This window comes from Niabella agricola, assembly GCF_021538615.1.
GTDB classification, from domain to species: domain Bacteria; phylum Bacteroidota; class Bacteroidia; order Chitinophagales; family Chitinophagaceae; genus Niabella; species Niabella agricola.
Window position 1 is genome coordinate 3,655,062 of the sequence record NZ_JAJHIZ010000003.1, and the last position, 26,277, is coordinate 3,681,338.

At 46.9% G+C, this 26,277-nt stretch carries 22 protein-coding genes and 1 other RNA gene; 13 read left to right on the forward strand and 10 right to left on the reverse strand.

Annotation, left to right across the window (positions count from 1 at the left end; all coding sequences use genetic code 11):
• Positions 1–49 precede the first annotated feature (49 nt).
• From LL912_RS20680 to LL912_RS20700, 5 genes are all read right to left on the reverse strand, one after another.
• A complete protein-coding gene (locus LL912_RS20680; protein ID WP_235555514.1) occupies positions 50–1,081 on the reverse strand; it encodes a BtrH N-terminal domain-containing protein in 1,032 nt (343 codons plus the stop codon).
• Positions 1,082–1,157: 76 nt separating this feature from the next.
• The gene (locus tag LL912_RS20685) at positions 1,158–1,568 is read right to left on the reverse strand and encodes a hypothetical protein (RefSeq protein WP_235555515.1); all 411 of its coding nucleotides are present in this window, start codon (positions 1,566–1,568) and stop codon (positions 1,158–1,160) included.
• 323 nt (positions 1,569–1,891) lie between these two features.
• Complete coding sequence (locus LL912_RS20690) at positions 1,892–3,040, reverse strand: beta-ketoacyl-ACP synthase III (RefSeq protein ID WP_235555516.1); 1,149 nt, start codon at positions 3,038–3,040, stop codon at positions 1,892–1,894.
• 106 nt (positions 3,041–3,146) lie between these two features.
• A complete protein-coding gene (locus LL912_RS20695; RefSeq protein WP_235555517.1) occupies positions 3,147–4,064 on the reverse strand; it encodes a hypothetical protein in 918 nt (305 codons plus the stop codon).
• A gap of 8 nt (positions 4,065–4,072) precedes the next feature.
• Positions 4,073–4,555 carry a hypothetical protein gene (locus tag LL912_RS20700; RefSeq protein WP_235555518.1) on the reverse strand — a complete coding sequence of 161 codons (483 nt, stop codon included), beginning with the start codon at positions 4,553–4,555 and terminating at the stop codon, positions 4,073–4,075.
• A 445-nt stretch (positions 4,556–5,000) separates the two neighbouring features.
• Between LL912_RS20700 and rpsP the strand changes: the two genes are divergently transcribed.
• Both rpsP and LL912_RS20710 read left to right on the forward strand, forming a co-directional pair.
• Positions 5,001–5,456: a 30S ribosomal protein S16 gene (gene rpsP / locus LL912_RS26350; RefSeq protein WP_090389462.1), complete on the forward strand. Its 456-nt coding sequence runs from the start codon at positions 5,001–5,003 to the stop codon at positions 5,454–5,456.
• Between the two features lie 74 nt (positions 5,457–5,530).
• Positions 5,531–6,052, forward strand: a complete 522-nt coding sequence (locus LL912_RS20710; RefSeq protein ID WP_235555519.1) for a ribosome maturation factor RimM — start codon at positions 5,531–5,533, stop codon at positions 6,050–6,052.
• Here the strand turns inward: LL912_RS20710 and LL912_RS20715 are convergent.
• Positions 6,049–7,785 carry an SGNH/GDSL hydrolase family protein gene (locus tag LL912_RS20715; RefSeq protein ID WP_235555520.1) on the reverse strand — a complete coding sequence of 579 codons (1,737 nt, stop codon included), beginning with the start codon at positions 7,783–7,785 and terminating at the stop codon, positions 6,049–6,051. The two genes, LL912_RS20710 and LL912_RS20715, sit on opposite strands and share 4 nt — an antisense overlap.
• A gap of 149 nt (positions 7,786–7,934) precedes the next feature.
• On the opposite strand from LL912_RS20715, the gene LL912_RS20720 reads away from it, so the two are divergent.
• Positions 7,935–8,402, forward strand: a complete 468-nt coding sequence (locus tag LL912_RS20720) for a DinB family protein (RefSeq protein WP_235555521.1) — start codon at positions 7,935–7,937, stop codon at positions 8,400–8,402.
• A gap of 105 nt (positions 8,403–8,507) precedes the next feature.
• On the opposite strand, the gene LL912_RS20725 is transcribed toward LL912_RS20720, so the two are convergent.
• Positions 8,508–9,422 (reverse strand): DUF4382 domain-containing protein, encoded by a 915-nt coding sequence (locus LL912_RS20725; protein ID WP_235555522.1) that lies wholly within the window; start codon positions 9,420–9,422, stop codon positions 8,508–8,510.
• A gap of 156 nt (positions 9,423–9,578) precedes the next feature.
• Between LL912_RS20725 and dinB the strand changes: the two genes are divergently transcribed.
• The 4 genes from dinB to LL912_RS20745 all read left to right on the forward strand — a co-directional run bounded on the left by dinB (position 9,579) and on the right by LL912_RS20745 (position 12,941).
• Positions 9,579–10,751, forward strand: a complete 1,173-nt coding sequence (gene dinB, locus LL912_RS20730) for a DNA polymerase IV (protein WP_235555523.1) — start codon at positions 9,579–9,581, stop codon at positions 10,749–10,751.
• Positions 10,752–10,803: 52 nt separating this feature from the next.
• Positions 10,804–10,903: signal recognition particle sRNA small type (gene ffs, locus LL912_RS20735), an RNA gene on the forward strand.
• Positions 10,904–11,026: 123 nt separating this feature from the next.
• On the forward strand, positions 11,027–11,680 hold the full coding sequence (gene fsa / locus LL912_RS20740) for a fructose-6-phosphate aldolase (RefSeq protein ID WP_235555524.1): 654 nt from the start codon (positions 11,027–11,029) through the stop codon (positions 11,678–11,680).
• A gap of 25 nt (positions 11,681–11,705) precedes the next feature.
• The gene (locus tag LL912_RS20745; protein ID WP_235555525.1) at positions 11,706–12,941 is read left to right on the forward strand and encodes an ABC transporter permease; all 1,236 of its coding nucleotides are present in this window, start codon (positions 11,706–11,708) and stop codon (positions 12,939–12,941) included.
• A 67-nt stretch (positions 12,942–13,008) separates the two neighbouring features.
• Here the strand turns inward: LL912_RS20745 and LL912_RS20750 are convergent, their stop codons facing one another.
• Positions 13,009–13,746, reverse strand: coding sequence for a TrmH family RNA methyltransferase (locus tag LL912_RS20750; RefSeq protein WP_235555526.1), 738 nt, complete (start codon positions 13,744–13,746; stop codon positions 13,009–13,011).
• A gap of 135 nt (positions 13,747–13,881) precedes the next feature.
• On the opposite strand from LL912_RS20750, the gene tamL reads away from it, so the two are divergent.
• Positions 13,882–16,125 (forward strand): translocation and assembly module lipoprotein TamL, encoded by a 2,244-nt coding sequence (gene tamL / locus LL912_RS20755; protein WP_235555527.1) that lies wholly within the window; start codon positions 13,882–13,884, stop codon positions 16,123–16,125.
• Between the two features lie 388 nt (positions 16,126–16,513).
• Here the strand turns inward: tamL and truB are convergent, their stop codons facing one another.
• Together truB and LL912_RS20765 are read right to left on the reverse strand one after the other, a co-directional pair.
• Complete coding sequence (truB, locus tag LL912_RS20760; RefSeq protein WP_235555528.1) at positions 16,514–17,203, reverse strand: tRNA pseudouridine(55) synthase TruB; 690 nt, start codon at positions 17,201–17,203, stop codon at positions 16,514–16,516.
• An 80-nt stretch (positions 17,204–17,283) separates the two neighbouring features.
• Positions 17,284–18,072 carry an NIPSNAP family protein gene (locus LL912_RS20765; RefSeq protein ID WP_235555529.1) on the reverse strand — a complete coding sequence of 263 codons (789 nt, stop codon included), beginning with the start codon at positions 18,070–18,072 and terminating at the stop codon, positions 17,284–17,286.
• Positions 18,073–18,157: 85 nt separating this feature from the next.
• On the opposite strand from LL912_RS20765, the gene mnmE reads away from it, so the two are divergent.
• The 5 genes from mnmE to LL912_RS20790 all read left to right on the forward strand — a co-directional run bounded on the left by mnmE (position 18,158) and on the right by LL912_RS20790 (position 26,240).
• Entirely contained in the window at positions 18,158–19,552 is a 1,395-nt protein-coding gene (gene mnmE, locus LL912_RS20770) for a tRNA uridine-5-carboxymethylaminomethyl(34) synthesis GTPase MnmE (protein ID WP_235555530.1), read from the forward strand.
• Between the two features lie 237 nt (positions 19,553–19,789).
• A complete protein-coding gene (locus LL912_RS20775; protein ID WP_235555531.1) occupies positions 19,790–20,194 on the forward strand; it encodes a helix-turn-helix transcriptional regulator in 405 nt (134 codons plus the stop codon).
• Positions 20,195–20,570: 376 nt separating this feature from the next.
• A complete protein-coding gene (locus LL912_RS20780) occupies positions 20,571–22,490 on the forward strand; it encodes a hypothetical protein (RefSeq protein ID WP_235555532.1) in 1,920 nt (639 codons plus the stop codon).
• Positions 22,491–22,633: 143 nt separating this feature from the next.
• On the forward strand, positions 22,634–23,902 hold the full coding sequence (locus LL912_RS20785) for a LamG domain-containing protein (protein ID WP_235555533.1): 1,269 nt from the start codon (positions 22,634–22,636) through the stop codon (positions 23,900–23,902).
• Positions 23,871–26,240, forward strand: coding sequence for a glycoside hydrolase family 55 protein (locus tag LL912_RS20790; protein ID WP_235555534.1), 2,370 nt, complete (start codon positions 23,871–23,873; stop codon positions 26,238–26,240). The genes LL912_RS20785 and LL912_RS20790 overlap by 32 nt, the downstream gene beginning before the upstream one ends.
• The last annotated feature ends 37 nt before the right edge of the window (positions 26,241–26,277 follow it).

Below are 26,277 nucleotides of genomic sequence, written 5' to 3' on the forward strand. Positions count from 1 at the left end.
TTTAGGAATAACATTGCCGTCCGGAAATGGTTGCGGCTTTCATAAATGGCTACTTCACTTTCCCGATCAGCGCTTTCAGCTGTTGAAACGCCTGTTTCTCCAGTGCCGATATTTCAATCAGCCGGTCACCCATATTATCGTAATCGGCCTGGGTGTTCAACCGGCCTTTGTAGATGCCGGAAGCCTGGATGGCAGCATCCCGCCATTTGTCGCCGGTAGCGGTAAATTGCTTGGAAAGGTCAAACAGCTCATCGGCCTTTAAGTAGGGGTGGGCCTGTTGTAAGAACGCACCATAAATAAACCGGAAACCGCCGCCGCCGGTACCGATCTCTTCCTGCATCCGCACCAGTTGAGCCAGGTAACTGCGGGCTTTTTCATCGCCCAGTTTGGTTTTCCATTTTTTAATCTGCCGGCCGGTATAGGCAATACCACTGACGCCGCCAAAGGAACCCGGAATATGCAGCATATCCCTGCAATTGCGTTTGATACCCTTGATAATGCCTTGTTTCATTTGTTCGTCTGTGGGCTCCTGCAACTGATCGCCCGGATAATACATTTGTCCACGCGGAGCAAAAGCCCCTTTGGCAAAGCGCACCCGCTCCAGCTCGTAACTATTCATGGTAACGAGTCCTTCCATAATAGGGTCGCTGATATAATAGTCATCTCCTTTTTTATCTACCACGATCAGGTTATGCGCATTGAAATGAAACCGGTATTCCTTGGGAAAATAGGTCAGGTAAAAAACACCTACCTGGCAGGCGGTAGGTTTGCCGGCCAGTATGCGTTCGTCCAGCTCCTGCATGGCTTTTTCATGCGACCGGAATTTTTTGCGGGTAACCGGAACACCCAATGCGGTACAGGTACGTTTAAAGATCAGGCCGGGCATGGTCCGGAAAGAAATGGCCGGCCCCCCATTCACCTTCATAAACGGCAGTTGTATATAAAACAGTCCGGAGCCCATACCAAAAGCCAGCGGTTCGGTAATTTTCGTAATACCGTAATGACGCAGTAATGCAGTGGTAACGCCGTTCTCGCAATGCGCGGCCTGGAGATGTTTAAAATTTGTATGTTGAAGTTCCAAGTTTTTTTTATTAGTAGTGAATAGTGAGAAGTGAATGGTGAGTAGAAAATAGTGAATAGGGAAAACTGCCCGCTTGCTACTTGCTACCCCCGTTAAAAGGGTCTTTTAATTCTTCCACGCTTATTTCAAAAAGCGCTGCATACTTTTTAAATTTATTGTCCGATAGTTTCTGAAAGCCGGAGGGCTTCAGGTGTTTTTTGATGCTCCATTTCCAGTAGCCGGTATAAGAGGCAAGGATGTTCAGGTCCATGATCTTTTTCTCCATAAAGTACAGGATCGGACTAGCCTCGTTATTCAGCACTTTTTGTTTGGCCGCTTCGATCTTTGCCTCCACATCGTGCCAGGCTACATTCAGCGCTTCGGTTTTTACATCCCAACCGCTGCTTTGGGCGGTGGAATAATTGCCGTTTTCGTCTACTACATACGTAACCTCCTTGGCTATTTTACCAAGCGCACCATTATCCTGCGGAATTTCTTCTTTTTTCATATGATGAAAAAATTTTTAAACGAGGCAAGCTAATAAAAATTGGCGATATAATATTCGCTAAATCGGGGGATAAAAATCGCTGGATGCTCGCAAAATTCGGCGGTTTTTGTATTTTGAAAATAAAAAAGTGAAAAAACGACAGGTCTTTTCACTTTTGACTATTTGCCATTCAATATCGTTTCCTTAAAGCCGCAGATTCGCAGATTTAGCTCCGGCTTTAATAGTTTCAAAAATATCATGCCACAGGTGCAATCAGCGAAATTGGCTGCAATCATAAAAACCGCTTAAGGAAACGGCATTGAATGGCCATTGACGATTCACTTTTACACCGCCGTCAGCAAGGCATACATATAGCTGAACCTTGAGCTTTCGGGCACCAGCAGGAACACTTTATCGCCTTTTTTCAGTTGCCCGCTGTTAAACAGCTCATCCACCATAAAGTATACAGAAGCGGCCCCTACATTTCCCACACGGCTCAGATTCACAAACCATTTTTCGTAAGGAATATGATGCCCCAGCTTAATATGCTCGTCGTATATTTTATCTTTAAAGAAGTTGCTGCTCATATGCGGCAGGTACCAGGTAATATCATCCGGGTTCAGCCCGCGGCGCTCAAACAGCTCCGGCAGGATCTTTCCGCCCAACGGCACAATATTCGGGCTCAGCAATTTTACATCCTGTTTAATGCTCAGGATGGATTTTTCATTCAGCTCTTCATGGTTAAATTCCAGGAAGCTTTTCAAATGACCGTCGTCCTGTTTCTCGGCACCCATATACATACAGGGTTCCATATGGTCCGCATAGGAAATACCTTCCATCCACTCGATCTTCAGGCTCAGGCCTTCTTCATTCTTTTTATTGGAAATCAAGAATGCAGAAGCTCCGTCCGACAGCATCCAGCGTAAGAATTCCTTATCAAAGCTGATGTAAGGGTTTTCCTCCAGGGCTTCCAGTTTATGCACTTCATCTTCAAACTGGTTGGCCACCAATGAAGCTGAGAACCGCTCAGAGCCGGTAGCAACGGCGGTGGCCGCATCACCGGTCTTTACCGACATATACGCATATTTCAATGCGTGCATACCCGCACAGCATACCCCTGCAGGGGATACCACTTCAATGGAACCCAGCTCCGGCAGCCAGCCATGCACCATCACGGCATGTGAAGGCATCATCTGGTCCGGCGACGAAGTGCCGCAGGAAAGCACATCCACCTGTTTAATGCCTTCCCGGTCCTGCTTAAACAATTCCTTAATGGCCTCTGCCGTTAACTGGGCATTGGTATGGGTAATCTTTCCGCCTTTTTCCAATGCATAATAGCGGTTGGTAATGGCGTTGTTTCTCAAAACAATTCGTCTGGATTTGGATGGTTTTCCATTAATATAGCCCAGGTATTCCTCCATTTCGTCGTTAGATACCGGGTTGTTGGGGAAATAATGAGCAGTACGGTTAATATAAACGTCGTTCAAATTCATAATGTTTTTTAATCATTTATTTTTTATGGGCCCGGCTGCAGAAACACCTTTCAGCTTCCTTGCGTCGCACCCTTCAACTATAGTGCTGTTATTGATCAATGAGCGATTAAATCTTTTCCCTCCATTCCACACTTGCGTAATAGTCCATTTGCCGCCGGATCTTCCGTTGGCTGAACGGGCGCACCAGGATCAAATCTACTAATAAAATAATAGGAGATGCAATCAGCAATGCTACCGCAAGATAATATTTATAGGCTACAAGTATTTTTTTTCTGTTTTGGGGGTGTTTATTAATGATGGCGACCCATTTTTTGAATATTTTCCCGGCTTTGCGCTCAATATACATCAGGGAATATTTGACCACTACCGCTTTTTGGCCAACCAGCTCCGGCTGCAGCCCCTGCCAGTTGCCGGCTTGCAGGAACCGGTTTACAGTAGCTCCAAAAACAGCCGCATGGGCAATATCGTCCTGTGCCACACCGGGCTTGGGGAAAATGCCCCATTTACGGTCTTTTCTGCCCGTACCCAGCCAGTGAAAAATGGTAAAATAACTAAGATGGTTCGGGTGCCGGTCAAACAAAGCAATATTGCCTACCAGTTGGGCACCAGCTTCCTGAAGCAATTTTTTATTCTTTTCCTGGGCATTGATCCACATGTTGCGGCAACCGCAAATGGTTACCAGCGGGGTGCCTTTTATCAATGCTTTAAACGCCTCATCCTGTAAAATGGAATTAATGGGTATGCTGGGCGACAGGTTCCAGGGTTGCCAGGCCAGGATCACCAGGTCGTATTGCTGCCGGGGTACCGACCAGGGTTCCAGGGCTGTAGGAATTACGTCCACCGACTCCGGTACCGTATCAAAAAAAACAGGAATGCTCCAGGGAAACGAGAACTGGTGGCGGGTTTTAACCTCCAAAAAATCTACCTGAACACCCTCTGCAAGAAGCGGTTGCAAAAAGGAATCCAGGATCTCCTTGGTTTGCCCGGATTGTGTAAAATAAACCGCTAATACATGCTTGCTCATACCTTGATTTATAAAAGGCCCGACAGTGATTTTGATTTCTTGCTGTAACTTTTTACGCTTTGCTGGGTAACAGCGGGTAGTAACGCAAACTGATCCCGGATCATTTTGCTGTCTTCCGTAATGTTTTTGGAATATCCCAACGATTTGGGGGCGTTTTCCTGGATCATTAAACGGAGGAAACGGTATTCCGCCTCTTTAGGGTTGGCTTTAATAACCGATTCCAGTTTTTTATGCCCCTGCTTAAAAATGGAAAGTTTTTTGGCAGGCACAGTCACCAGCCCTGCTTTCCGCATTTCAAGGGCACCAATAAAAGCCGGGGCTTCCGCAGCCGTGGTATAACCGGCTACCTGGCTGATCTGTGCATCAATGGTCTTTACCGAACTGCCGGCCAGCGCAGTATAAAATGCTGCCTTTGATTGCGCCGTAACAGTATTGATGGTCAGGAGCAAAAACCCGATCGTTCCAATAAATGTTAAAAACCGCTTCGTCATAAATAAAGTTTGCAAAAGTAACGGATTATTTGAGAGTATCGGCAGGCTTTTCAAAGGATTTCGTTACCGGTTCGATACTTTCTATTTCTGTTTTCTTTTTAAGGATGAAATTAAAGAAACCATAGTTGTTCGGTATATTTTTTAAAATTGTTAAAACCTGAAGTCGCTGGCCTTTTAGAAATTGATTTTAAGCAAGTTGACCTCCATGAAACGATTCCGTTTAAATGCAGCCAGGGGAGCATTCGGAATCTGTTTTAAACAGTCTTTTTTAAATTCTTTAATGAAGCAAGAACCTTCATGATAAGAAAATCTTAAAATCTGCTATTTTTTTTAAACTTATCAAAACATGACTGTTATTATTCAAAAATGAGTTACTTTTGGTGCCCCGTATAAGGTGTATGGGAATTAAATTTTATTGTTTAAAAGCCTTAAATTTCTATTTAAAATGGCAGCTAAGATTAGATTGCAAAGACATGGGTCAAAGAAAAGACCCTTCTACTTTATCGTAGTAGCGGACGCTAGAAGCCCCCGTGACGGTAAATTCATCCAAAAATTAGGTACGTACAATCCGCTGACCATTCCTGCTACAATTGAACTGGATCGTCAAAAAGCACTGGAATGGCTGAATAAAGGAGCTACTCCTACTGATACGGTGCGTCGTATTTTAAGTTTTAAAGGTGTGTTATACCTGAAACACTTATTACGTGGTGTAAAGCTGGGACTGTTTGATGAAGCAGCTGCGATGCAGAAATTCACCGCCTGGAGTGCAGAGCATGACGAGCAAATTAAAAAACGTACTGCAAAAGCGATTGAGGAAAGAAAAGCTAAACGCAGAGTAGCCAGCGCTGCTCCGCGCAGAACCGCTGCTCCCGAAGCAAACGCTGAAGGCAACGGCGAATAATAGTAGAAAAATGATTCTTAAAATAAAAAGCGGCCCTGAGCCGCTTTTTATTTATTCGATAACCACACGTAAAAGTGAAACAGGAAGATTACATCAGCATCGGAAAAATTGCAGGGGTTTATGGCCTCAAAGGAGAAGTGATCCTTCAGCATGCATTGGGCGATACGGCTTTTGACGGTTTACAGCAGCTATTTATTAAAGACGCCACAGGAAGTTTTTTGCCCTGGTTTGTAGAGGGCGTGCGCAAAAAGAGCGATGAAGAAGCCTATCTGAAACTGGAAGAGGTTCAAACGCCCGAAGCTGCAAAGTCGTTGCTGCGGAAAGAAGTATGGTTGAGCGGGGCCGATTTTAAACGGTATGCCAGTAAAAAAGCACCCATCAGTCTTTTGGGCTATACGGTAAAAGATGGCAAACAGGTACTGGGGGTCATCCAGGAAATTATTGAGCAGCCACACCAGGTGCTTTGCCGTCTTACAATTCGCGGAAAAGAAGTGCTGATTCCCCTGCATGAAGAAAGCCTGAAAAAAGTGGATCACCAATATAGAAACATCACGGTAAAATTGCCGGATGGGTTGCTGGAGATCTACCTGGGTTAAAAGTTGCTGACCACTTTTGCTAGCCGGGAATAGCCCTCCTCATTGGGATGCAGACCATCTGTAAATAAGGCTTCATTAATTTTTCCGGAGGGCAGCAGCAGGTATTTGCCGGGGTCGGCAAAAATAAATCCCCTCTTTTTAGCAATCGCCTGCAATTGTTTATTCAGGGATGCAATCCTGGTTTCGGTATTTCTCCTTGGGAAAATGCCTACAAGCTTAATGTTCGCCTGCGGCTGCCGTTGCCGGATCTGTTTCAGTAAAAACTCCAGACCGGTCACAATATCCGCATCCGTACTTCTGCCAATATTATTAGTGCCAATCATCAACACAATATTTTTTGCAGTAAAACCGTCCAGCTCCCCATGATATACCCGCCACAATACATTTTCAATACGGTCCCAGCCAAAGCCCAGGTTCCGGAAATTGTTCAGGTATTGATTCCAGCTCTTTTCGCCTCTCGCAATATGCGCTTTAGGTTCACCTGCCCAGTAATGCGTAATGGAGTTGCCGATGATGAGGTTTGCTGATGGCTGCTCCTGGTTTAACTGAAGCACCTGTGCATGTCTTTTTTTCCATTCGTACCCGCCGGCCTCCCTGCGCTGGCTTACCGGCTTTGTGGTGCCTGCTGTTGCTTCCTGCATTTTCAGCAGGCTGCGCAGCACCGGTTCGTAGGCATCTGCATAGGCCTGCATGCCCAGGTCGTTGGGATGTACATAATCCACTGTGCCGTCTACCGGAAACCGGATGGAATCCCGCGTAAGGTAGTGCAGGTCTTTGATTCCCTGCTTTTTCAGATCGGTATAAGCCTTCCATTGCGTGGCATTCAGCCGTTGCCATATCGCTGCCCGGGTGGAATCGGTTTGATCATTAAAATACCCGATATGATCAGTAAGCAGGATGGGCGCTTTATGACGTTTACGGATGGAGGTTACACCATAAAGGATCCGGTTATATACCTCATCCTGCGAAAGTGCGCCCATATTGGGGAGACAGTCAAATACATAAGCGGCGGCGTCCTGCTCGTTAATGAGGTCTACCACTGCTTTTTCAAAGGGGCCATTCCCCGAGAATGCAAGGTTGATTACGGGGTAGTCGAGCTTGCGCGATAAAATATTTGTCCAGCCCATCGCCGGCCGGGATGCACATCCGCCCTGGGCGATGGAGGTGCCATAAATGATCACCGGTTTTTCTTTCAGCACCGGAATGAATTCAAACCAGGCATCTTCGGGAACGCCTATTTCCATCCATTTGATACTGTTGTAAAGCGGCAGGTATAGCCGGTATTCAAATCCCTTTTTATGATAGCGACTGGGATAAAGGTGCTGATACTGGTAACGTACTGTATCGGAAAATTCATAGGAGCCCCAGGCCCGTTTCCAGTTGCCCTCTTCATCAATGGCATACAGATCGACGCCCGAAACACCCGTAGCGGGCATATGGTTCATGGCAAAGGGGCCGGCAACGCTGTAGCGGATCGTGATCTCGGGGGCATTCGTATAAAAATGAATGCTAAGGCCCGCTGCGTTTTTTGAAAGATTCCAAACGGCCTTGCGCACTCCCTTCTCGGCGCGTTCGGGCAAACGGGTAAAGGAATGACCGATTTCTTCAGTCCAGCCCTGGTTTTGAATTACAGCGGTTTCCGCAAGCAACGGATTGTACCAGCGGGTTTGGCTCTTCAGACCGGTAACAAAAAAGAGCAATAAAAAAGCAATCGCAAAAAGTATCTGTTTCATGTATGAAAATGAATTCTGGGCAGTAATAAATGATTGAATACCATTCTTTTTTAATGGTATTCGCCTATAAAGATAAAACCACCCGGCGAAACTAAAAAGTTTGAGTACCTTGTAGCCGGTTTTTTAATGCCTCATTTAAAACAAGCACTATGAAGAAAACGGATCAGATCGCACAGCATTTGACAGATGTACATTTGGGAAACAACTGGACCAGTGTGGCTATTGCAGATGCGATCAGGGATATTGACTGGAAAGAAGGATTTGCCACCGTACCTTTTTCGCCCAATACCATCGCCTCAATACTAAATCATATCGCTTACTGGAACGGGATCGTTGCAGAGCGGGGCAGGGGCGTAAAACCGGTAATTGCAGCGCACAATGGATTTGAGGTACCGGAAGCTACACCGGAACATTGGGAAGCTCTAAAAGAGGAGTTGTTCCGGTCGGCAACAGAACTGGCAGCAGTAATCCGCGGGTTTGACGAAGAAAAACTGGATGCACCGGTATTGCCGGAACATTCCAGCGCCTACAAAAATTTCCAGGGGCAGGTGGAACATGCCCATTACCATCTGGGGCAGATCGTGATGATCAAAAAATACCTGCGGTCAGTTGATTAAAGTTGTCGCAATTGAACCTGGAAACATTACTCAGGAGGGCAGACATACAAAAGGGCAGTCTCTGTTACAAAAGAAGACCGCCCCTGGAAAAAAGAAAGCAAAAGTCTATTTAACAAGCGTTATTTCGGGTAAGCTTGTGGTTTTCCCTTTTGTTACGGATATATTGTTTACCAGGGTGTCCTTATAACCGTTGGATGCGTCGTAAAGGACACTGTAAGACCCGGTTTTCAGGCCGCGGATTTTAAAATATCCGTCGCGGTTAGGAAAGGCCGTGGCTGTATCAGTGGCATTATACACTTTTATGAGTGCTCCGGCTGCTGCGGGTTTTACGGCGCCTTCGATCTGCGCGGCATTCCGGTCGCAAAAAGGTTTCAGAACAGGCAACAGGAAAAAATGGTTTCCTCTGTAGATGATGGATCTGCCCAGGTCAAAATCGATCCATACGCCCACTTTGGTACTGTCCTCCTGACGGCTTTCCTGATGCAGGTTCACATACAGGTAGTTGTTTTTCCGGGCGCTTACAATCGTTAAGGGGTATTCGATGCTGTCTTTTACCAGGTAACTTTTTTCGCCCAGGGTAAACCGGATTTTTCTGGCAGTACCATTGATGGTTCCCTTTGCAAGTAATGTATCCAATCCGTTCCTTAAAGCCAGTACATCATACAATCCCGGATTAAAATTCAATGCCACCCATTTACCATACTGATCCCGGTCCTGGGCAAGAGTGCCGGGTCTTTTTGAGTCGTTGTCTTCATCCTTGTCTCCGTCGCCGTAATGGTCGTCATTCTGGTGAATGCTGGTATCTATTTTTACTTCAACAGATGCAATATCGATATAGACGGCGTCAAACCTTCCCGGGGCATCCGTTAGGAATACCGAAAGATTTCTTGATCCTCCGGCAGCGCTGGTATTGTTTTGGGCGTTGTTAGTGGGCTGACTGCTGTTTTCAACAGCATTTTTGCTACAGGCGGCAGCAATACAGCCGATAATAAGCAGGGCTGCCGGCAGACTCTTTTGCATAAGTAAAAATTTAAAGTGTAAAGTTTAAGAAGCTAATAACGGAGCGGAAAATGAAAAAAAGATGAACAAGCGGCGGTGCGGGCTCCAGGGTAACAACAAACGGGCAAAAATCAGCTGGTACTACAGATCGGGGGGGGGCTTGTCTTAAATTTGCATGTGCAAACATCCGGTTCCTATATTGTTCATTTTGACCTGGACTCCTTTTTTGTAGCGGTAGAGATCCTGCTGGATCCTTCGCTAAAGGGCAAGCCGGTGATCGTAGGCGGCTCGGCTAACCGGGGGGTGGTATCCACCTGTAGCTACGAGGCCCGTAAATACGGAGTACATTCTGCAATGCCCATGCAGCGGGCCATGCGGCTTTGTCCGCACGCTGTGGTACTAAGAGGAAATCATGAAAAGTATGGGTACTATTCGAAACTGGTTACCGAAATCATTGCCTCAAAAGTGCCCCTGTACCAGAAGGCCTCGATCGACGAGTTTTATTGTGATCTTACGGGTATGGACCGGTTCTTCGGTGTAAGCCAGTATACGCGCCAGCTGCGTGAATATATTATCAAAGAAACCAGCCTGCCCATTTCCTGTGGATTGTCGTCGGCAAAGTTTATCAGTAAAATGGCCACCAACGAAGCCAAACCAAACGGCTTTTTAGAAATTCCGCATGGAAAGGAAAAAGATTTTTTGTGGCCGCTGGGTATCGAAAAGATCAATGGAGTGGGTAAGCAAACCGAACAGCGGCTTCGGAGGCTGGGACTGCATACCATTAAAGATATTGCGCTTACGCCCAAAGATCTCCTGGTGAGCCAGTTGGGAAAATGGGGTGAAGACCTCTGGCTGAAGTCCCAGGGTATCGGCAGCGGCGAGGTAGAAGGCCGCTGGGATCAGAAAAGCATGAGCCACGAAACTACCTTTCATGAAAATCAAACGGACCCTGAGTTCCTGCATAAAAAACTGATCGCGCTTACGGAACGGAATGCTTACGACCTCCGGCAGGATAATAAATTAACGGGCTGCATTACCGTAAAGATCCGGTACAGCGATTTTGAAACCACCAGCCGGCAGGAGTCGATGGCTTACACGGCCCTGGATGATGCACTGATTGAAAAAGCAAAGGCGATCTTTGACAAGTTTTACCAGAAGGGGCGTCCGGTGCGGCTTATTGGTGTGCGCTTCAGTCAGCTGGCGGATGACGGCATGCAGATGGACCTGTTCAACCGCCAGGATGAAAAGCTTAACCTGTACAAAGCAGTAGATGCCATTAAGAACCGCTTTGGTAAGGAAGCGGTTTCCAAAGCCGTTACCCGGAAAGCGCCACCAGCCGGTAAAAAATGATTTTATTTCAGTGATTCTTTTCCTTTTAAGTGCTTTACCCTATATTTGCCGCCGGCAGGTCTCATACGGCCAGCTCCTACTGAATCTCCCCAGGGTCGGAAGACAGCAAGGATAGGTGGTTGTAGCGGCGCGATGTGAGTAGCCTGCCTTTTTTTTCTCTCCCTAATTTACCTAATTTTACAACTGGTTTTTAACGGATCTCGATTTTTACGATTGAGATGAACAGCATTCACAGATCGTAAGGAATATTTTTTTTAATATAAAATTAGTTTGTAATGAAATTTTTTATTGATACAGCCAATCTCGACCAGATCAGGGAAGCCAATGAACTGGGGATCCTGGATGGGGTAACCACCAATCCCTCACTGATGGCAAAAGAAGGAATTAAAGGGCACGATGCTATTATGAAGCACTATAAGGATATCTGCGAAATGGTAGATGGCGATATCAGCGCTGAAGTAGTAAGTACCGAATTCAACGATATCATAGAAGAAGGGAAAAAACTGGCCGCCATTCATCCGAATATCGTGGTAAAAGTACCCATGATCAAGGATGGTGTAAAAGCAATTAAATGGTTTACCGATAACGGGATAAAAACCAACTGTACGCTGGTATTCAATGCAGGGCAGGCCATCTTATGTGCCAAGGCCGGAGCAAAATATGTATCTCCGTTTGTTGGCCGTATTGATGACACGGGCTGGGATGGGGTGCAACTGGTGGAACAGATTGTGCACATCTATAATATCCAGGGACTGAAAACCCAGGTACTGGCGGCTTCCATGCGCAGCGCCAATCATATCGTTCGTTGTGCTGAAGTGGGGGCACACGTGGTGACCAGCCCGCTGGATGCTATTCTCGGATTGCTGAAGCATCCGCTTACCGACAGCGGATTGGCGAAATTTTTAGATGATGCAAAGAAGCTTCAATAAATTCGCGAAAAAATAATAGTCGCAATTGAATACCGCTTCCTTTATTGCCCACCGGATTGCCTTTAATAAACAACGCTCTTTTTCCCGGTTTATTATCCGGTTATCCATAGTGGCTACGGCGATCAGTGTGGCTGTAATGATCATTACACTGGCCTTTGCCAACGGCTTTCAGCAAAAGGTAAGCGAAAAAGTATTTAGTTTCTGGGGCCATATCCGTATACAGGAGATGGCCCCTTATCAATATGTGGTATCGGAAGAAATACCCATCAATGCCAGCCCTGCACTTGTTAACCAGATAAAGGAGAACCCGCAGGTAAGTACAGTGCAGCCTTTTGCCACCCGATATGCAATTATAAAAACAAAGGATGACCTGGAAGGGGTACTGGTTAAAGGGGTGGATAGCACCTATAATTTCGGAAACCTGCAATCCTTTATGCAACGCGGTCGCCCGCCCCGTTTTATTGATTCTACGTATGCCCGGGAGATTATGATTTCCGAATATACTGCCCGGCAGATGAAACTGGATACCGGAAGCCGGGTGCTGATCTATTTCATCCGGCCGGATAATTCGCTGAGGCCGGACCGTTTGACCGTAACCGGGATTTATAAAACCGGGATCGAGGAGTACGATAAAACTTTTGCCATCGGCGATATCAAACTCATCCGCCGGCTCAATGACTGGGAACCGGACCAGATCGGTGGGTACGAGATTTTTTTAAAGGATTATAAAAAAATCGGTGCTGTAACAGATCAGGTGACCGCCCTGCCCCAGATGCCAGAAGAATGGGATGCCCAGGATATCAAAAATTTTGCGCCCAATATTTTCGACTGGCTGAATATGCAGGACGTAACCCGTAATCTGCTCATTGCGATCATGATCGTTGTGGCCGTGATCAACCTGGTAACCTGCCTGATTATCCTGGTGCTGGAGCGGATGCGGATGATCGGCGTGTTAAAGGCGGTGGGCGCCACCGACTGGACGGTTCAAAAGATCTTCCTGCAGCACAGTTTGCTGATTACACTAACCGGTATCATCGCCGGAGCGGTGGGCGCGCTGGGCTTATTGTACGTGCAGGTGAAAACTGGTTTTATCAAGCTGGATGAAACGGCCTATTATCTCAGTCAGGCTGCTGTTAAAATTTCTTTGTGGGAAGTGCTGGCCATATGCTCCGGAACATTCCTTGTATGCCTGCTGGTACTGATGATTCCCACTTATATTGTTAAAAAAGTACAGGTGGTAAAAGCCATTCATTTCAGGTAACAGCTGTCAGTCATCAGCATTCAGCGATCAGCTGCAATTCCGAAGGCTGAAGGCTAAATGCCGACTACTATATCAGATGTGCTAATAAAATCCCCGTAGCCACCGCTGCATTCAATGATTCTGCGGCTCCGATCCGCTCAATCGTAATCTTATGCGTGAGGTAGGCCGCTACATCGGGGCGGATGCCTTTTGATTCGTTGCCGATGATCAAAATCCCGTTCGCCGCCTCCTGTTTTTGATCCAGGGGCGTTCCGTTAAGCACGGCTCCATAAACCGGAACCCTGTTGTGGCGCTTCAGCCAGTCAGCAAGGTTTGTATAAACAACGGGGATACGGAACAGGCTGCCCATGGTTGATTGCACCACTTTACTGTTGTAAACATCGGCACAGTCTTCGCTGCAAACAATCCCCGGCACTCCAAACCAGTCTGCTGTACGGATAATAGTGCCCAGGTTTCCCGGGTCCTGGATCCCGTCCAGCGCCAGTACCAGTTTGGAGGCATCCAGCCACCCGGTATTTTCATTGTCTTTTTTTTCAATCAACGCCACTGTTTCATTGGGGGTTTTAAGCTGCGAGATCTTCTCCAGCTCAAAATCAGCCACCGGTACCATTTCCACTTCCGGATGCCGGATCTGGTGCTGCTGCACCCAGGCTTTCAGTGCCCAAACTTTTTTAACAGTGACGCCTGGTGTATTCAGCGCCTCATCCACTATTTTTGATCCTTCTGCCAGGTAGCAGTTTTCTGTGTCCCTGAATTTTTTTTGGAACAAACTTTGAATATATTTGATTTCAGATTTACTAAGCATCTTATTGAATATTTAAACCTTTTCATCCTGGTAACATCTTTCAAAAATACATTTCTTCTTTTTGCCTGCGCTTTTACGTTGCTGTTTTTATCTTCCTGCAATGTTTTTACCATTGTAAAAAAATATCCGGAGGATATGCCCTTTGTTTTTGAAACCCGGGTAAAAGTGGAGGATGCTTTGAGTAAAGAAGAAAAAGAACGCCTGGAAGCAGGGCTCAATGAACAGTTGGATGATAGCATGCAGTCGCGCAGGGTTGATAAAGTTTTGTGGTCCGTGATCAAGCATCCACCCCGGCTGGATACCAGCCAGATCAGCAAGTCGATTCAGAATATGCATTATTACCTCAATGCGCAGGGCTATTTCCAGGATTCGATCGGGTATACAATTGATGTAAAAAAAGTGGAACAGCAGCACCGGGCCTCCATCCAGTTTTTGGTATGGCCCCGGCAGGTTACAAGGATCGATTCGCTGGCATATGCACTCCAAAATGATAGCCTGCAGAAAGTAACGGAAGCCAACTTAAAGAACGCATTTATTAAAAAAGGCGATCCGTTTGCGCAGGCACCCATATCGGCAGAAATGGATCGCCTGGTAGAGTTGTACCGCAACAATGGGTATCTCCGGTTTTCGCGCGGTCTTCTTTTTGGATTATGGGACACACTGGATGTGGCGTTGCTGCAATCGTCTCCCGATCCACTGGCCCAGGCATTGCAGTTGGAGCGACTGAGGAACCGACGGCTAAATCCCACGGCCAATCTTGAAATCCGTACACGGCCGATCGAGGACAGTGTTGCCATCCGTAAATATTTTGTAGGAAATTTTGTGGTATATCCCAACAGTAGCGATACCTCCGGCAACAACCGGAATGAAACCGTACTGAATAATGTTACCGTTATCCAGAACGGGAAGGCATTCAAGCCAAAAATATTTCCGCCCAATATTTATCTCAAAAAGGGAGATCCGTATGATCAGCGGCGTTATATACGAACACTGAACCGCTTTAACAATATCGGCTCCTGGCGTATGGTTGATATTGCCCAACTGCCGCGGGATCACCAGGATACAGTAGACTTTGCCATTAAGTTGCTGCCCGCAAAAAAATACAATTTTACCACGAATGTTGAAGGAAGCTTTAGTCAGAGTGTTCTTTCGGGGAACTTTGTGGGCCTGGGGTTTAGTCTGGGGCTGCAAAACCGCAACTTTGCCCGGGCCGCCAACCTGATGAGCACCAATGTGAATTACCTGGTGGAGCTCGGGCAATTAACGGCAGGTGATATTATACAAACACAGCAGTTCAGTGCTACCAATACCATCTCCTATCCCCGTTTTATTTTCCCGGGGATGATGGGATTTAAGAAAAATTTTCGGGGCAATTTCCGTTCGCTGTTTACCCTGAGTGCTGCCAGTACGGAGCGGCGTTATCTGTTTAATCTTACCTCCTTCAGCAGCGCCTGGGGATATGAATTTGGCTGGCGGGGCCGTGATTACAGCAGTAATAACCGAACTTTTAACCTTTCGGTGAAGATTCCGAACATCGAATACTCTTACCTGATCCGGCGTGACAGCCTGGACAGGATGATTGCTAAGAATCCCTCAATTAAGAATTTATTTTCTGATGGACTCGTTACTTCCTCCATCGTAAAATTTATCATGCCCTGGGGTAGTATCAACGGACATAATACGAATGTAATCCGCGCCAATTTTGAAGAGTCGGGACTGTTAACCGGGATGATCCGGAACGCTCTTTTTGACAAACACCTCTACCGTTTTGTAAAGCTGGATGTGGAATATGCAAAACTGTATAAATGGACCAAGACATCATTGGTATTACGCGGTTTTGCAGGCGCCGGATATGAACTGGAGTCTACGGCAAATCCCGATAAACGGGCTCAGATGCCCTTCTTTAAACAGTATTATAGCGGAGGACCAAACAGCATGCGGGCCTGGCAGCTCAGACGGCTGGGGCCCGGCTCCACCATTAAGAGCTTTGAAGGGGATTACAGCTTTCCCGATCGCTTTGGAGATATGCAGTTGGAGGCCAACATCGAGTACCGGATACCCCTGTTTAAAATGGGTGGAATTCCCATAAACGGAGCAGTATTTACAGATGTTGGTAATGTGTGGCTATTAAAAAAAGAAGCAGGTCTGCCGGATGAGATTTTTAAACTGGGCCGTTTGGGCACCGATCTGGCCGTTGGTTCAGGAGCCGGTGTACGCGTAGATCTTGGCTTTTTTGTGATCCGGCTGGACTATGCATATAAGGTGAAGGATCCCAGCCCTTCCCCCGACCATCTGTCCTATCGAAATAAATTTTTTGCATATCCCTTCATAAAAGGAAGCCAGCTGCAAATCGGTATCGGGTATCCGTTTATTTTTTAGAGCATGTGAGGAATTTGGAAATTTGAAAATATGGGAATATGAAAAATGCGGAAGTGCGGAAATGAAGATCCCGTTCCTGTTCAGTGCTACATATCCTGGTGAAATATCTGGGTCAGGAATCTGAAAATGAGAAGTCAGAGATCAGATCAGAAATCAGAGGTCAGAACCTGCGCCTTAAATTTGAAACCTTGCCCCGCGGGAATGTAAAATAGTAAATGTAAAAGTGAGGGAATGTGGGAATTGGAAAATAAAGACGCCATTACTGCCTGATGATCTTCACCCCAATCGATATATCACAGATAATAGAAAATCGCCAGCAGGGGAAGCAAGCACAACAAACATAAAAACGGATCCAATCCGTCACGGCGGGCACGCCTTGAACTTTAAACTATTTTTCTCTCATTCCTTCGGTAAATGCTTCGATCGTAAGCGCGTTTTCCACCAAGAAATCACCGATGCGGGTACGGCGTAAACTGCTGAGATAAGCTCCGCAGCCCAATGCCTGTCCAAAATCGTGCGCCAGGCTCCGGATATAGGTGCCGGTAGAGCAAACGACTTTAAAGGCGATCTCGGGCAAATGGGTTGCATCAATTTCAAAGCGGGAAATGGTTACGGGCCGGGGATCCAGCTTTACATCGATACCCTTTCTTGCCAGTTCATAAACCCGTTTTCCATCTTTTTTAATAGCAGAATGGGCCGGGGGAACCTGTAAAATATCGCCGATAAACTGATGGGTGGCAGCTTCCATATCAAAAATGGTAAGCTGATCATAGGCCTTGAAATCCGTTGGCTCGCTTTCCAGGTCATAGGTAGGTGTTACCGCTCCGATGGTGAAGGTGCCGGTATATTCCTTTTCTTTGGCCATATAGGCATTGATCTGTTTGGTAAATTTCCCGGTACAGATAATGAGCAGGCCGCTGGCCAGCGGATCCAGTGTGCCGGCATGTCCCACTTTTTTGATCCGGACCAGGTTGCGCACTTTTCGTACAGCATCAAAGGAGGTCCAGTCCAGTGGTTTGTCGATGAGCAGTACGGCTCCTTCCGCAAAGTCAATGTGCTTTAAATCTTCTTTTTTCATCTGCCCGCGAAAATAATATTATATTATTTATTCAAATGGTATAAGTACCCTGTTCATCCCGGCATCACAGAAAAGGGGGGTTATAGATCAGAATAAGCGGTCGCTTTCAGGAACGTAACATCAATATGAGAAACGTTTTCTTTATATTCTTCCTGTGTATTCAGCTGTCTCCACGCGGTATCCTTTCCAAAGTTCTTCCAGTTTTGATTGCGGGCCTCCATATTTGCATGGGTGGTCATATACATAAGGTTGGGCATACGCTTCCCTGCCAGTACTTCACCGTAAAAAACAGCGTTAAAGCCCAGTCGTCTGAAGATGCCGATTTCGCCGCCCTCATTGAACATTTTTACCTTGCTGCGGAACCTTTTTTCGGAGCTGCTTTCGTAGCTGCGTAGTTCATACACCCATTGTTCTTTTGGACCTGGCAACCGGGGTGCCTGCAATACCGGTGCCATGGAAAAGGATTTTAAAAAGATGGTTTCAATGCGGTTATAGATCCCTGCTTTATTGGCACTGTTATTATAATCGGTTGCAGCCCGTTGATAGTCCCGGTCTGTTTGTAAACGTTCATCCAGCTGCGTCCATTGCTGCAGGTTGTTAAAGGAAACCAGCACATAGATCTTTTTTTCTGTAGCAGTGTCATTCCCAAGTACCTTAAACACCCCGATCCGCTGCAGTTGCTGCCGGTGGAGTGCCGGCAAAAGGGCCTGCTGCAAATAGGTGTCCAGTTGCTGTTCCTGTTGGGCACTGGTATAATAAAATACCTGTAACCGGAAATATTCTTTTGGCGATTTAGCGGCCGGTGCTACCGGCCGGCCGGCGACTAACAGGAGCAGGGGAAGTATCAAAAAGGCAAATGCAGGTTTCATGGAATACAATTGAAGAGCGCAAAGTTAGTGGATGCGGCCGGTTTTCGCTTCTTTTCATCTGCAGCTGATTGCGTACTTTTGAAGAATGAACGTGCTTTCTGGTTTTGATGATACAATTGCGGCAATTGCAACCCCTCCCGGGATCGGGGCCATCGGTGTTATACGGCTCAGTGGTAAAACAGCCTTTTTGGTGGCTGATGCCATCTTTAAGGGGAAAAAGCTGGCGGCACAGTCATCGCATACGGTGCATTTCGGGCATATCATTTCCCCGGAAGACCAGACAATCATTGATGAAGTGGTGGTAACCCTGTTTCGCGGACCCAAAAGCTATACAGGGGAAGACGTGATCGAGATCAGCGGACATGGTTCTCCGTATATTCTGCAAAAAATACTGGAGGCGGCCATCACCGCCGGAGCCAGGCTGGCAAAGGCCGGCGAATATACGCAGCGCGCCTTTCTAAATGGAAAGCTCGATCTGGCGCAGGCGGAAGCCGTAGCGGACCTGATTGCTGCGGATAGCCAGGCTCAACAACAGGCAGCATTACAACAATTGCGTGGCGGTTTTTCCGGCGACCTGGAGAAATTGCGCGAGCAATTGATCAACTTCGCGGCGCTTATTGAACTGGAACTGGACTTCAGCGATGAGGATGTAGAGTTTGCAGACCGGGCACAATTCGGGGCGTTAATCACAAATCTCAAATCTCAAGTCTCAAGCCTTTTACAATCCTTCCGTTTAGGTAATGTGATTAAAAATGGAGTAAGCGTAGCCATCATCGGTAAGCCCAATGCTGGTAAAAGCACCCTGCTCAATGCATTGCTGAATGAAGAACGCGCCATTGTCAGCGACATTGCAGGAACAACCAGAGATGCAATTGAAGAAACCCTCAACATCAACGGGGTATTGTTCCGGCTGATCGATACGGCCGGTATCCGCGAGCATACAACCGACCAGATCGAGAGCATTGGTATTGAGCGTAGCCGGAAAAACGCCGAAAAAGCCAACCTCATCCTGCACCTGGTGGATGTAACCGATCCGGATACTTCCGTGATCGAATGGCTGAAGCCCTTTGCCGGAAAAACAATTGACGTGTTGAATAAGACGGACCAGGCATCCGGCACCCAATCTCAAATCTCAAATCTCAAGCCTCAAATCTCAAGTCTCAAATCCCAAATCGCCATCAGTGCTAAAAAAAACACCGGCATCGAAGCGCTGAAGCAGTTGATGTATGAACGTGCCGTAGGCGAAACCATTCATACTGAAAATACCATCGTAACCAATGCCCGGCATTTTGATGCCCTTTCCAAAATGATGGAAAGCCTGGAAGCCATCGAGTCCGGCATGCGTGCAGGGTTAACTGGCGACCTGCTTTCCATTGACATTCGTCGTACCTTACACTATCTTGGCGCGATCACGGGCCAGGTAGAAGTGGATCGCGATATCCTGGGAACGATATTCGGTAAGTTTTGCATTGGAAAGTAGCGGGGTTATTTCAGTTGACGCAGCTTTGCTTAAATTTTATAACTATTTAAAATGCAAGATGTTGCATAGTTGGATTTACTACATTTTACCACTCTTTATGGATGTGTTGTACCTTTTCCCAAAAGTTCATTGAACAAAAAGGGTATTTTGGGAAGGTTGGGTAGAGGATGGCAGCCATAGGCAATTCCAGTCATTCACTTAGCGATTTACCGTGGATTGCCTTAAAAACAAGGTAAAATGAGTACGAACATCCGCGTTAAAAAGATCTGCCAGCAGTGCAAACAGCCGTTTATTGCACAAAAAACTGTCACGAAATTTTGCTCTCTTAAGTGCGCCAGCCGCAATTATAAAAAGCGCCAGAAAGAGCAAAAGGTTACAAAAACGATTCTCGCAACCAATCAACAGGCAATGGAGCAGTCGCAGGCTGCCGCGTCTGCCGTTCAGCAAACGCCTGCAAAGGGCCGATTGCACATGGAGTGGCTCAGCGTTCATGATGTGTCACAACTGCTCGGTATCGCCGAAAGAACGCTTTTCAGGCAGATCAAAGATCCCGCCTTTCCAAAACTCAAAATCGGTAGAAGGCTGCTGTTTAGCAAACAGCAGGTCCTGGATTATTTCATCAGTAAAAGTGAAGGGCTATGAGGGGAACGTTAAGAAAAAAATTACTGAAATCCGGCAAATACAGTCTGTTTATTGACTATTTCCCACCGGTCTGGAACCCGGGAAAGCAAATTTACACACGGCGTGAGTTCCTGGGCCTGTATTTGTACAAAGATGCTGTTACATCTCTTGAAAAAAGGGAGAATAAGCTGTACTGTGTTGTAAGAAGGCTGACGATAAAAAACCAGGGCCTGCCAGTGGAAAGCCGTATTTATGTAAATACATCCTTCAAGCAAAATTATAAAAATAGAGGGAATCTAGGTAAATAAACATAGGAGATACTTCAACTTTTAATGGTGATGTTCACCCGATCTGTTTCTTCTATCTGTCTCTGTTACAGAAAAATTACTTTGTCGTAATGAATTCAAATTTTCATCATTCCCTGACACGTCGCCGGTTTATTAGAAACGGAACACTGGCCGGCGCCTGCCTGATGATGCCTGCCGGATGGACTGCTGCTGCTAATGACACGCTGGGTCTGATTGAAAAAGAAGCCACCGCATTACTGGAAGTCTGGGGCAGTACACTTCTACGATACCAGGTAAACCGGCCGGGGGATCCGGGATTGCACGGAGGATTGCTTTGTCCTGCTTGCGGAACGATTCACGGGCGAAGCGGGGATGCAATTTTCCCTCTACTGCTGCTAGCAAAAAAAACAAAAGATAAGCGATACAGCGAAGCCGCCTACCAGCTTTATGACTGGATGGAAGCGGCGGTCAGTACTCCGGACGGCGCCTGGCTGAATGAAGTGAATGTGTCGGACTGGAAAGGTACTACCGTATTTGCGGCTATTGCGTTGGCAGAAACCATCAGGCATTGTTCTGATATTATTGACCCCGTACGTTTAGCTTCCTGGAAAAAGCGGCTGGAAAAGGCAGGCAGTTATTTATATGATCAGTTCAATATTCTCACCGGTAATATCAATTACCCGGTGAGTTGTTGTTATGCGTTGCAATTGATTGGATCACTTTTGAATGAAAACCGGTTTCAGCAAAAAGCAGCCGCCCTTATAAAAGAATGTAAAAGATATTTTACACCCAATGACCAACTGCTTTTTGGAGAAGGAAGACCGGTACCTGAGGTTTCGCCGAAAGGCTGCTATTCCATTGATCTGGGTTATAACGTGGAAGAGTCGCTGCCGGCGCTTGTATTGTATGCAAAGATGACTGAAGATAGCGAACTGGCGAAACAGCTTGCCCGGTCCCTGGAGCAACACCTGGAGTTTATGCTGCCCGATGGCGGTTGGGACAACAGCTGGGGAACCCGTAATTTCAAATGGACCTACTGGGGCAGCCGGACCAGCGACGGTTGTGCACCTACCTATCTGTTTATGGCTGATGAAAATCCTTCTTTTCTTACAGCCTGCCTTCAGAACCTGAAGCTGATGAAAAGCTGTACCCATAGTGGATTACTTTATGGTGGGCCGCATAACTATACGCATCATATATTGCCCTGTATTCACCATACTTTTACCCATAGCAAGTCACTGGCTACCCTTCTGGCAAAGCCACAGTTATGGCCCGTGAAACGTTCCGGGACGCCGCTGGCGCGGCAAAAGCCCTACGGGATTAGGTATTTTAAAGATGTTGATACATGTTTGGTCTCTTTTGACCAATGGGTGGCAACACTCACGGCCTATGATCAGGAATATAATTTTACGGGAGGACATGCCACCGGTGGTGCACTCACTATGTTATGGCACCCGCTGTCTGGTCCGCTGCTCACTGCCAGTATGGGCCGGTATCAGATGGTGGAAGCCTTCAATATGCAAAGGGATGACGATCCGGATTCCATTTGCCTGACGCCACGGTTTGAGGTTTCCTCTAATGGAAAGACCTATTCCAATATTTATGATAAAACAGCAACGATCACTGCTGACTCAAACGCGAAGTATTGCCGGTTAAAGTCTGAGTCCGGTTTAACCGATGAGCTTCAGCAACCGCTGGTTGCAGCTTCGAAATCTCCGGTGGTTATTGAACACACATTCCGTAACAGCCAGGTTTTTATTGATGCAGCCTGCACACCGGCTGGTAACGACCATTCGCCCGTCTTTTTCCTGCCGCTTATCTGCCTGCCGGAAGACCAAGTGCGCTTTACTAGTGACAGCAAGGTGGAAATCCAAAAGAAGACCTGTATTATAAAGCTGGAGACTGATCAACTTTTTGAAAAAACAGATCCAACGGAAAGGCGGTTTAACCATGTCCCCGGCCTGATGGCGTTACCGCTACGCATTCACGCAAGAACGATTCATTTATCCCTGTCGATTCAAAAGTCATGAAATGTTTTTTAAATAGAAACCCTTTTGCTTATGTATTGCTACTAGGCCTGTTATCTTTGTCTAGCTATGCAGTCGCTCAGCAATTGTCCGAGACTAGCGACCGGTGGACGTTTGCGAACTTCGGATCCTTTTCAGAAGGAAAGATGAGCTGGACGAGAGACACAGCTACATTGCAAACCCGGAACACCCGGCATTGTTACTTTGAATCAGATAAATTCAGCTACTGCTGGCAGCCACAGGAATTTCCCTATGATGAATGCTCTCGTTCCTCTGTTGAAGTGACAATTACAACGCTTAATATGGGCACGGCGGGGATTATGATGCGGGCAGACACTTCAGCAGGAGCCGCTAATGTACACTTGGAGGTAAACACATCCGGAGAGGTGCTGTTATTCAGCCGGGCGGAAAAAGATCAGTCAACTTCTTATAAACGTTTGGGCAAACAATCGTTGCCGGTCACACTTCGGTTAACCCGTAATGGAAATGCATTCACGGGTGCATTCAAGAGTGCTGATGGCAAGAGGCAATGGCTGGATTCGGGCACCGTCTTTTCCAGGATCGGTGCTCACCAGCTAATTGGTTTTTATGGCTGCTCCGGCAGTGAGTCGGAAAGGCCTTCAGACGCGGCTGTCGGTCCATTGATGAGCGCCAGGTTCACAGACTGGCAGTCGGACTATACAGAAAATTTTATTTCCCCGGAACAGCATTTTAAGTATCCGGATGCGATCAGCAAGGAAATATTAGCCAGTGAAAATTTTGATGACGGCAGCCTTAGTAATCCTCCGGAACGACCTTTTAACCCGTTATGGAAAGGAATTGAATATGCCTATCTGCCCTATGACACAGCAGGAGGCAGATATTGGGCAAAAAGCGGGAGCGGCTTTTATACAATAGGCGACGATCAATGGGGTGACTATGAACTATCGCTGGCCTTTGCGGCACAGGAGAAGCATCAAAACTTCGGAAATCTTGAATTCAGGCTGCGCTACTGTACTTCGGTGTTATACCCGCAGATGGACCAGTATTTTTCGGTTGTCATAAAAGAGGGTAATCGTTTTTCTTTTGAAAAACATCGTGCCGGGAATATACAGCTAGTAAAATCTCTTCAGGTGGATGAACTGAATGACGGCCGCTTTCATCATCTGAAAGTGCAATTGCTGGACCAGAGCTACCAGGTCTTTATCGATGGCAGGTTACTGGCAGCAGGAAAAGATACCTTGCAGCCGATCACCATGGGAAAGGTCGCTTTTCAATTTCAAAACGCCGCTGTAAAACTTGATGATGTTATCGTGCGGTCGATACCAGATCCTGTTAACGGAGTGATGGACAATTTATTACAAAATTATTTTTCCAGACCTATACCGGAATATTTAAAAAAATATGGAATATCGCATTTACCTTCCCTGCGCTAAAAAGAGATCCCTTCGAATAGTATTGACAGCGTTTTTTATTTTAAGTCTTTTACAATTGCGGGCACAAACTTCCATAGGGAGCCTTCATGTATTCCATATTACCAATGCATACGCGCGACCCGGGGAGACAATATTAATTGTTGGTGCGGGGTTCGACAAATTGCTCAAGGCCAGCCTGGCCAGGATCCCTGAACAGCAACCTGATTTTTCCAATCCTCGGTTTGTGTACGCACCACAGCCGGACAGGTCAAATCAACAGGAAGATCGCGTAATTACAGAGTACCCGTCGCTGCAATTTTATCCTGCAACCATGTGGCAGGCAAATAATCAGTCGGTCAAAATTGTGGTTCCACAACGATTAAAGGCAGGGATATATTTATTGCGGCTCACGGACCAGGACGGTAAAAACTCTTTTTATTTGCTGAACCAGCCCCGGGTCCAGTGGATCATGACCAGAGAAGGCGCGTCTGTGGTCGCTGGAAGTATATTGAGATTACAGGGAAGAAACCTTGCCTGTAACCCGAAGAATGGCCGGGTTCTTTTAAAAAATAAGCAGCAGACCATTATGATTCCCGTGGATTCGGTCTATGATGCTTATTCGATCAGGTGTAGAGTGCCGGACGCGGTACCGCCCGGTCAGTATGAGTTGTATTATCATAATGGCAATGGAAATAATCTTGCCTGGAGCAAACCGCTTGTAGTACATGTAGAGAAAAGATCGGAACCCCGCTGGTTGCAGCATAGAATAAATGTAAAGGATTTCGGGGCTGTTGGAGACGGGCTACATGATGAAACGGCTGCCTTCCGGGATGCGCTGGACGCGATTGGGAAAAAAGGCGGCGGAACGCTCTTTGTACCGGATGGGCGCTATCAACTCACCGGGGAGTTGATCCTGGATCCCAATACCCTGATCGAAGGTGCATCTGCGGCCCGGACGCAGCTTTTCTGGAACCCGCTTAACTGGCCGGTCAACCAGATGCCCGTAAGCCTGATCAGCGGCACTCATGATTTTGGATTGAAAGATTTGAATATATGGGCGACGCGCGCCTGGGGCGTTATCTTGTCAACCGGGCCGGTGGAGGAACAGGGTAATATCCTGCTGGAAAATCTTATTGTGCGTCAATCCGGTGCCGTAAGCGGTGGTATGTATATGGTAAAGGCCAACCGGGACCAGATGGAAAAGGAATTCAACAGCCGCTGGAACCGGACCGGGCTGGTATTGCACGGACATCTGCAGATCCGCAACTGCGACTTTAATATCGCAGGTATGTACACTTTTTCCGATGCATCGGGATGGATCCGGAACAGTAAATTTACCCGCTTTGGAACCGGGATCAATCAGCCTTATATGGCGATCCATCCCAAAGGCTTGATCTTCGAAGATTGTTTTAAAACGGCTGATGGCTATGGTTATGCAGCTACAATAGATGAGAGTACCAACCTGTACGAGGCAAGAAATCACATACCCTACGATTATACCAACGACCGGGAATGTATGACACTCGACGGCGGCGGTGGCGCCTATACCGGAACCATTGCGGGCATCCGGTCACGGACCTGCTGGCTGCCACCGGAAGCAAAGACTACCAACTGGACACCGGATAAATGGAAAGGCGGCGGTGTCTTTATTCTTTCCGGTAAGGGTGCAGGTCAGTTTCGCAGAATTGCCGGTCATGGTAAGGATACGATCCTGCTGGATACTCCTTTCGAGATCAACCCGGACAGCAGTTCCATTATCAGCATCACTACGGTGAGGACCAATTTATATTTTATCAATAACCGGGTAGAGGATGCCGGCGCATACCAGTTTTACGGGTCGGCTCAGGATTGTGTCATTGATGGCCTGGAAATGAAACGGAGCGGTGGTATCGTCAGCAGGGGGTCCTCCCTGTATGGAGGGCGGCAGCCAAACTGGTATATTGAAGTACTAAATTGCCGGCTAACAGAAGGAAATTATAGCCATTGGTATGGTATTGATGACCGTGGGCACTCCGGGTACCAGAAGATTGAGGTCATCGGTACGGGAGGCCCGGGAATGAACAGGGGAACACTCGTCCGCGGTAATCAACTGGACGACTTTTCCTACATTACTACTGCCCCTGGCCGTGACCCGGAATCGATTGTAGACCTGGTCATCGAAGGTAATCACTTTAAAAAAGCGAAGATGGCCATTGAGATGGGGGGCGACGGCATCAGTACAAAGCATGCTTTGATCCACAACAACATTTATAAGTCCGTTGAAAAGCGACTACATACTCATTCAAATACGCTTTTAAAATCGGTGCTGGTAACAGAAACTGCGGAACCCGGCAAGAAAAACGAAAATACTTCACCCTGATACTGCCTAAAAACTGTCTAATAATAAAATAAACAAC

Excerpts from the sequence above, each read along its gene's own strand:
- LL912_RS20685 (WP_235555515.1), bottom strand. The coding sequence starts at position 1,568 with ATGAAAAAAGAAGAAATTCCGCAGGATAATGGTGCGCTTGGTAAAATA.
- LL912_RS20690 (WP_235555516.1), bottom strand. The coding sequence starts at position 3,040 with ATGAATTTGAACGACGTTTATATTAACCGTACTGCTCATTATTTCCCC.
- LL912_RS20695 (WP_235555517.1), bottom strand. The coding sequence starts at position 4,064 with ATGAGCAAGCATGTATTAGCGGTTTATTTTACACAATCCGGGCAAACC.
- LL912_RS20700 (WP_235555518.1), bottom strand. The coding sequence starts at position 4,555 with ATGACGAAGCGGTTTTTAACATTTATTGGAACGATCGGGTTTTTGCTC.
- rpsP (WP_090389462.1), top strand. The coding sequence starts at position 5,001 with ATGGCAGCTAAGATTAGATTGCAAAGACATGGGTCAAAGAAAAGACCC.
- LL912_RS20715 (WP_235555520.1), bottom strand. The coding sequence starts at position 7,785 with ATGAAACAGATACTTTTTGCGATTGCTTTTTTATTGCTCTTTTTTGTT.
- LL912_RS20720 (WP_235555521.1), top strand. The coding sequence starts at position 7,935 with ATGAAGAAAACGGATCAGATCGCACAGCATTTGACAGATGTACATTTG.
- LL912_RS20725 (WP_235555522.1), bottom strand. The coding sequence starts at position 9,422 with ATGCAAAAGAGTCTGCCGGCAGCCCTGCTTATTATCGGCTGTATTGCT.
- fsa (WP_235555524.1), top strand. The coding sequence starts at position 11,027 with ATGAAATTTTTTATTGATACAGCCAATCTCGACCAGATCAGGGAAGCC.
- LL912_RS20750 (WP_235555526.1), bottom strand. The coding sequence starts at position 13,746 with ATGCTTAGTAAATCTGAAATCAAATATATTCAAAGTTTGTTCCAAAAA.
- tamL (WP_235555527.1), top strand. The coding sequence starts at position 13,882 with ATGCCCTTTGTTTTTGAAACCCGGGTAAAAGTGGAGGATGCTTTGAGT.
- truB (WP_235555528.1), bottom strand. The coding sequence starts at position 17,203 with ATGAAAAAAGAAGATTTAAAGCACATTGACTTTGCGGAAGGAGCCGTA.
- LL912_RS20765 (WP_235555529.1), bottom strand. The coding sequence starts at position 18,072 with ATGAAACCTGCATTTGCCTTTTTGATACTTCCCCTGCTCCTGTTAGTC.
- mnmE (WP_235555530.1), top strand. The coding sequence starts at position 18,158 with ATGAACGTGCTTTCTGGTTTTGATGATACAATTGCGGCAATTGCAACC.
- LL912_RS20775 (WP_235555531.1), top strand. The coding sequence starts at position 19,790 with ATGAGTACGAACATCCGCGTTAAAAAGATCTGCCAGCAGTGCAAACAG.
- LL912_RS20780 (WP_235555532.1), top strand. The coding sequence starts at position 20,571 with ATGAATTCAAATTTTCATCATTCCCTGACACGTCGCCGGTTTATTAGA.
- LL912_RS20785 (WP_235555533.1), top strand. The coding sequence starts at position 22,634 with ATGAGCTGGACGAGAGACACAGCTACATTGCAAACCCGGAACACCCGG.
- LL912_RS20790 (WP_235555534.1), top strand. The coding sequence starts at position 23,871 with ATGGAATATCGCATTTACCTTCCCTGCGCTAAAAAGAGATCCCTTCGA.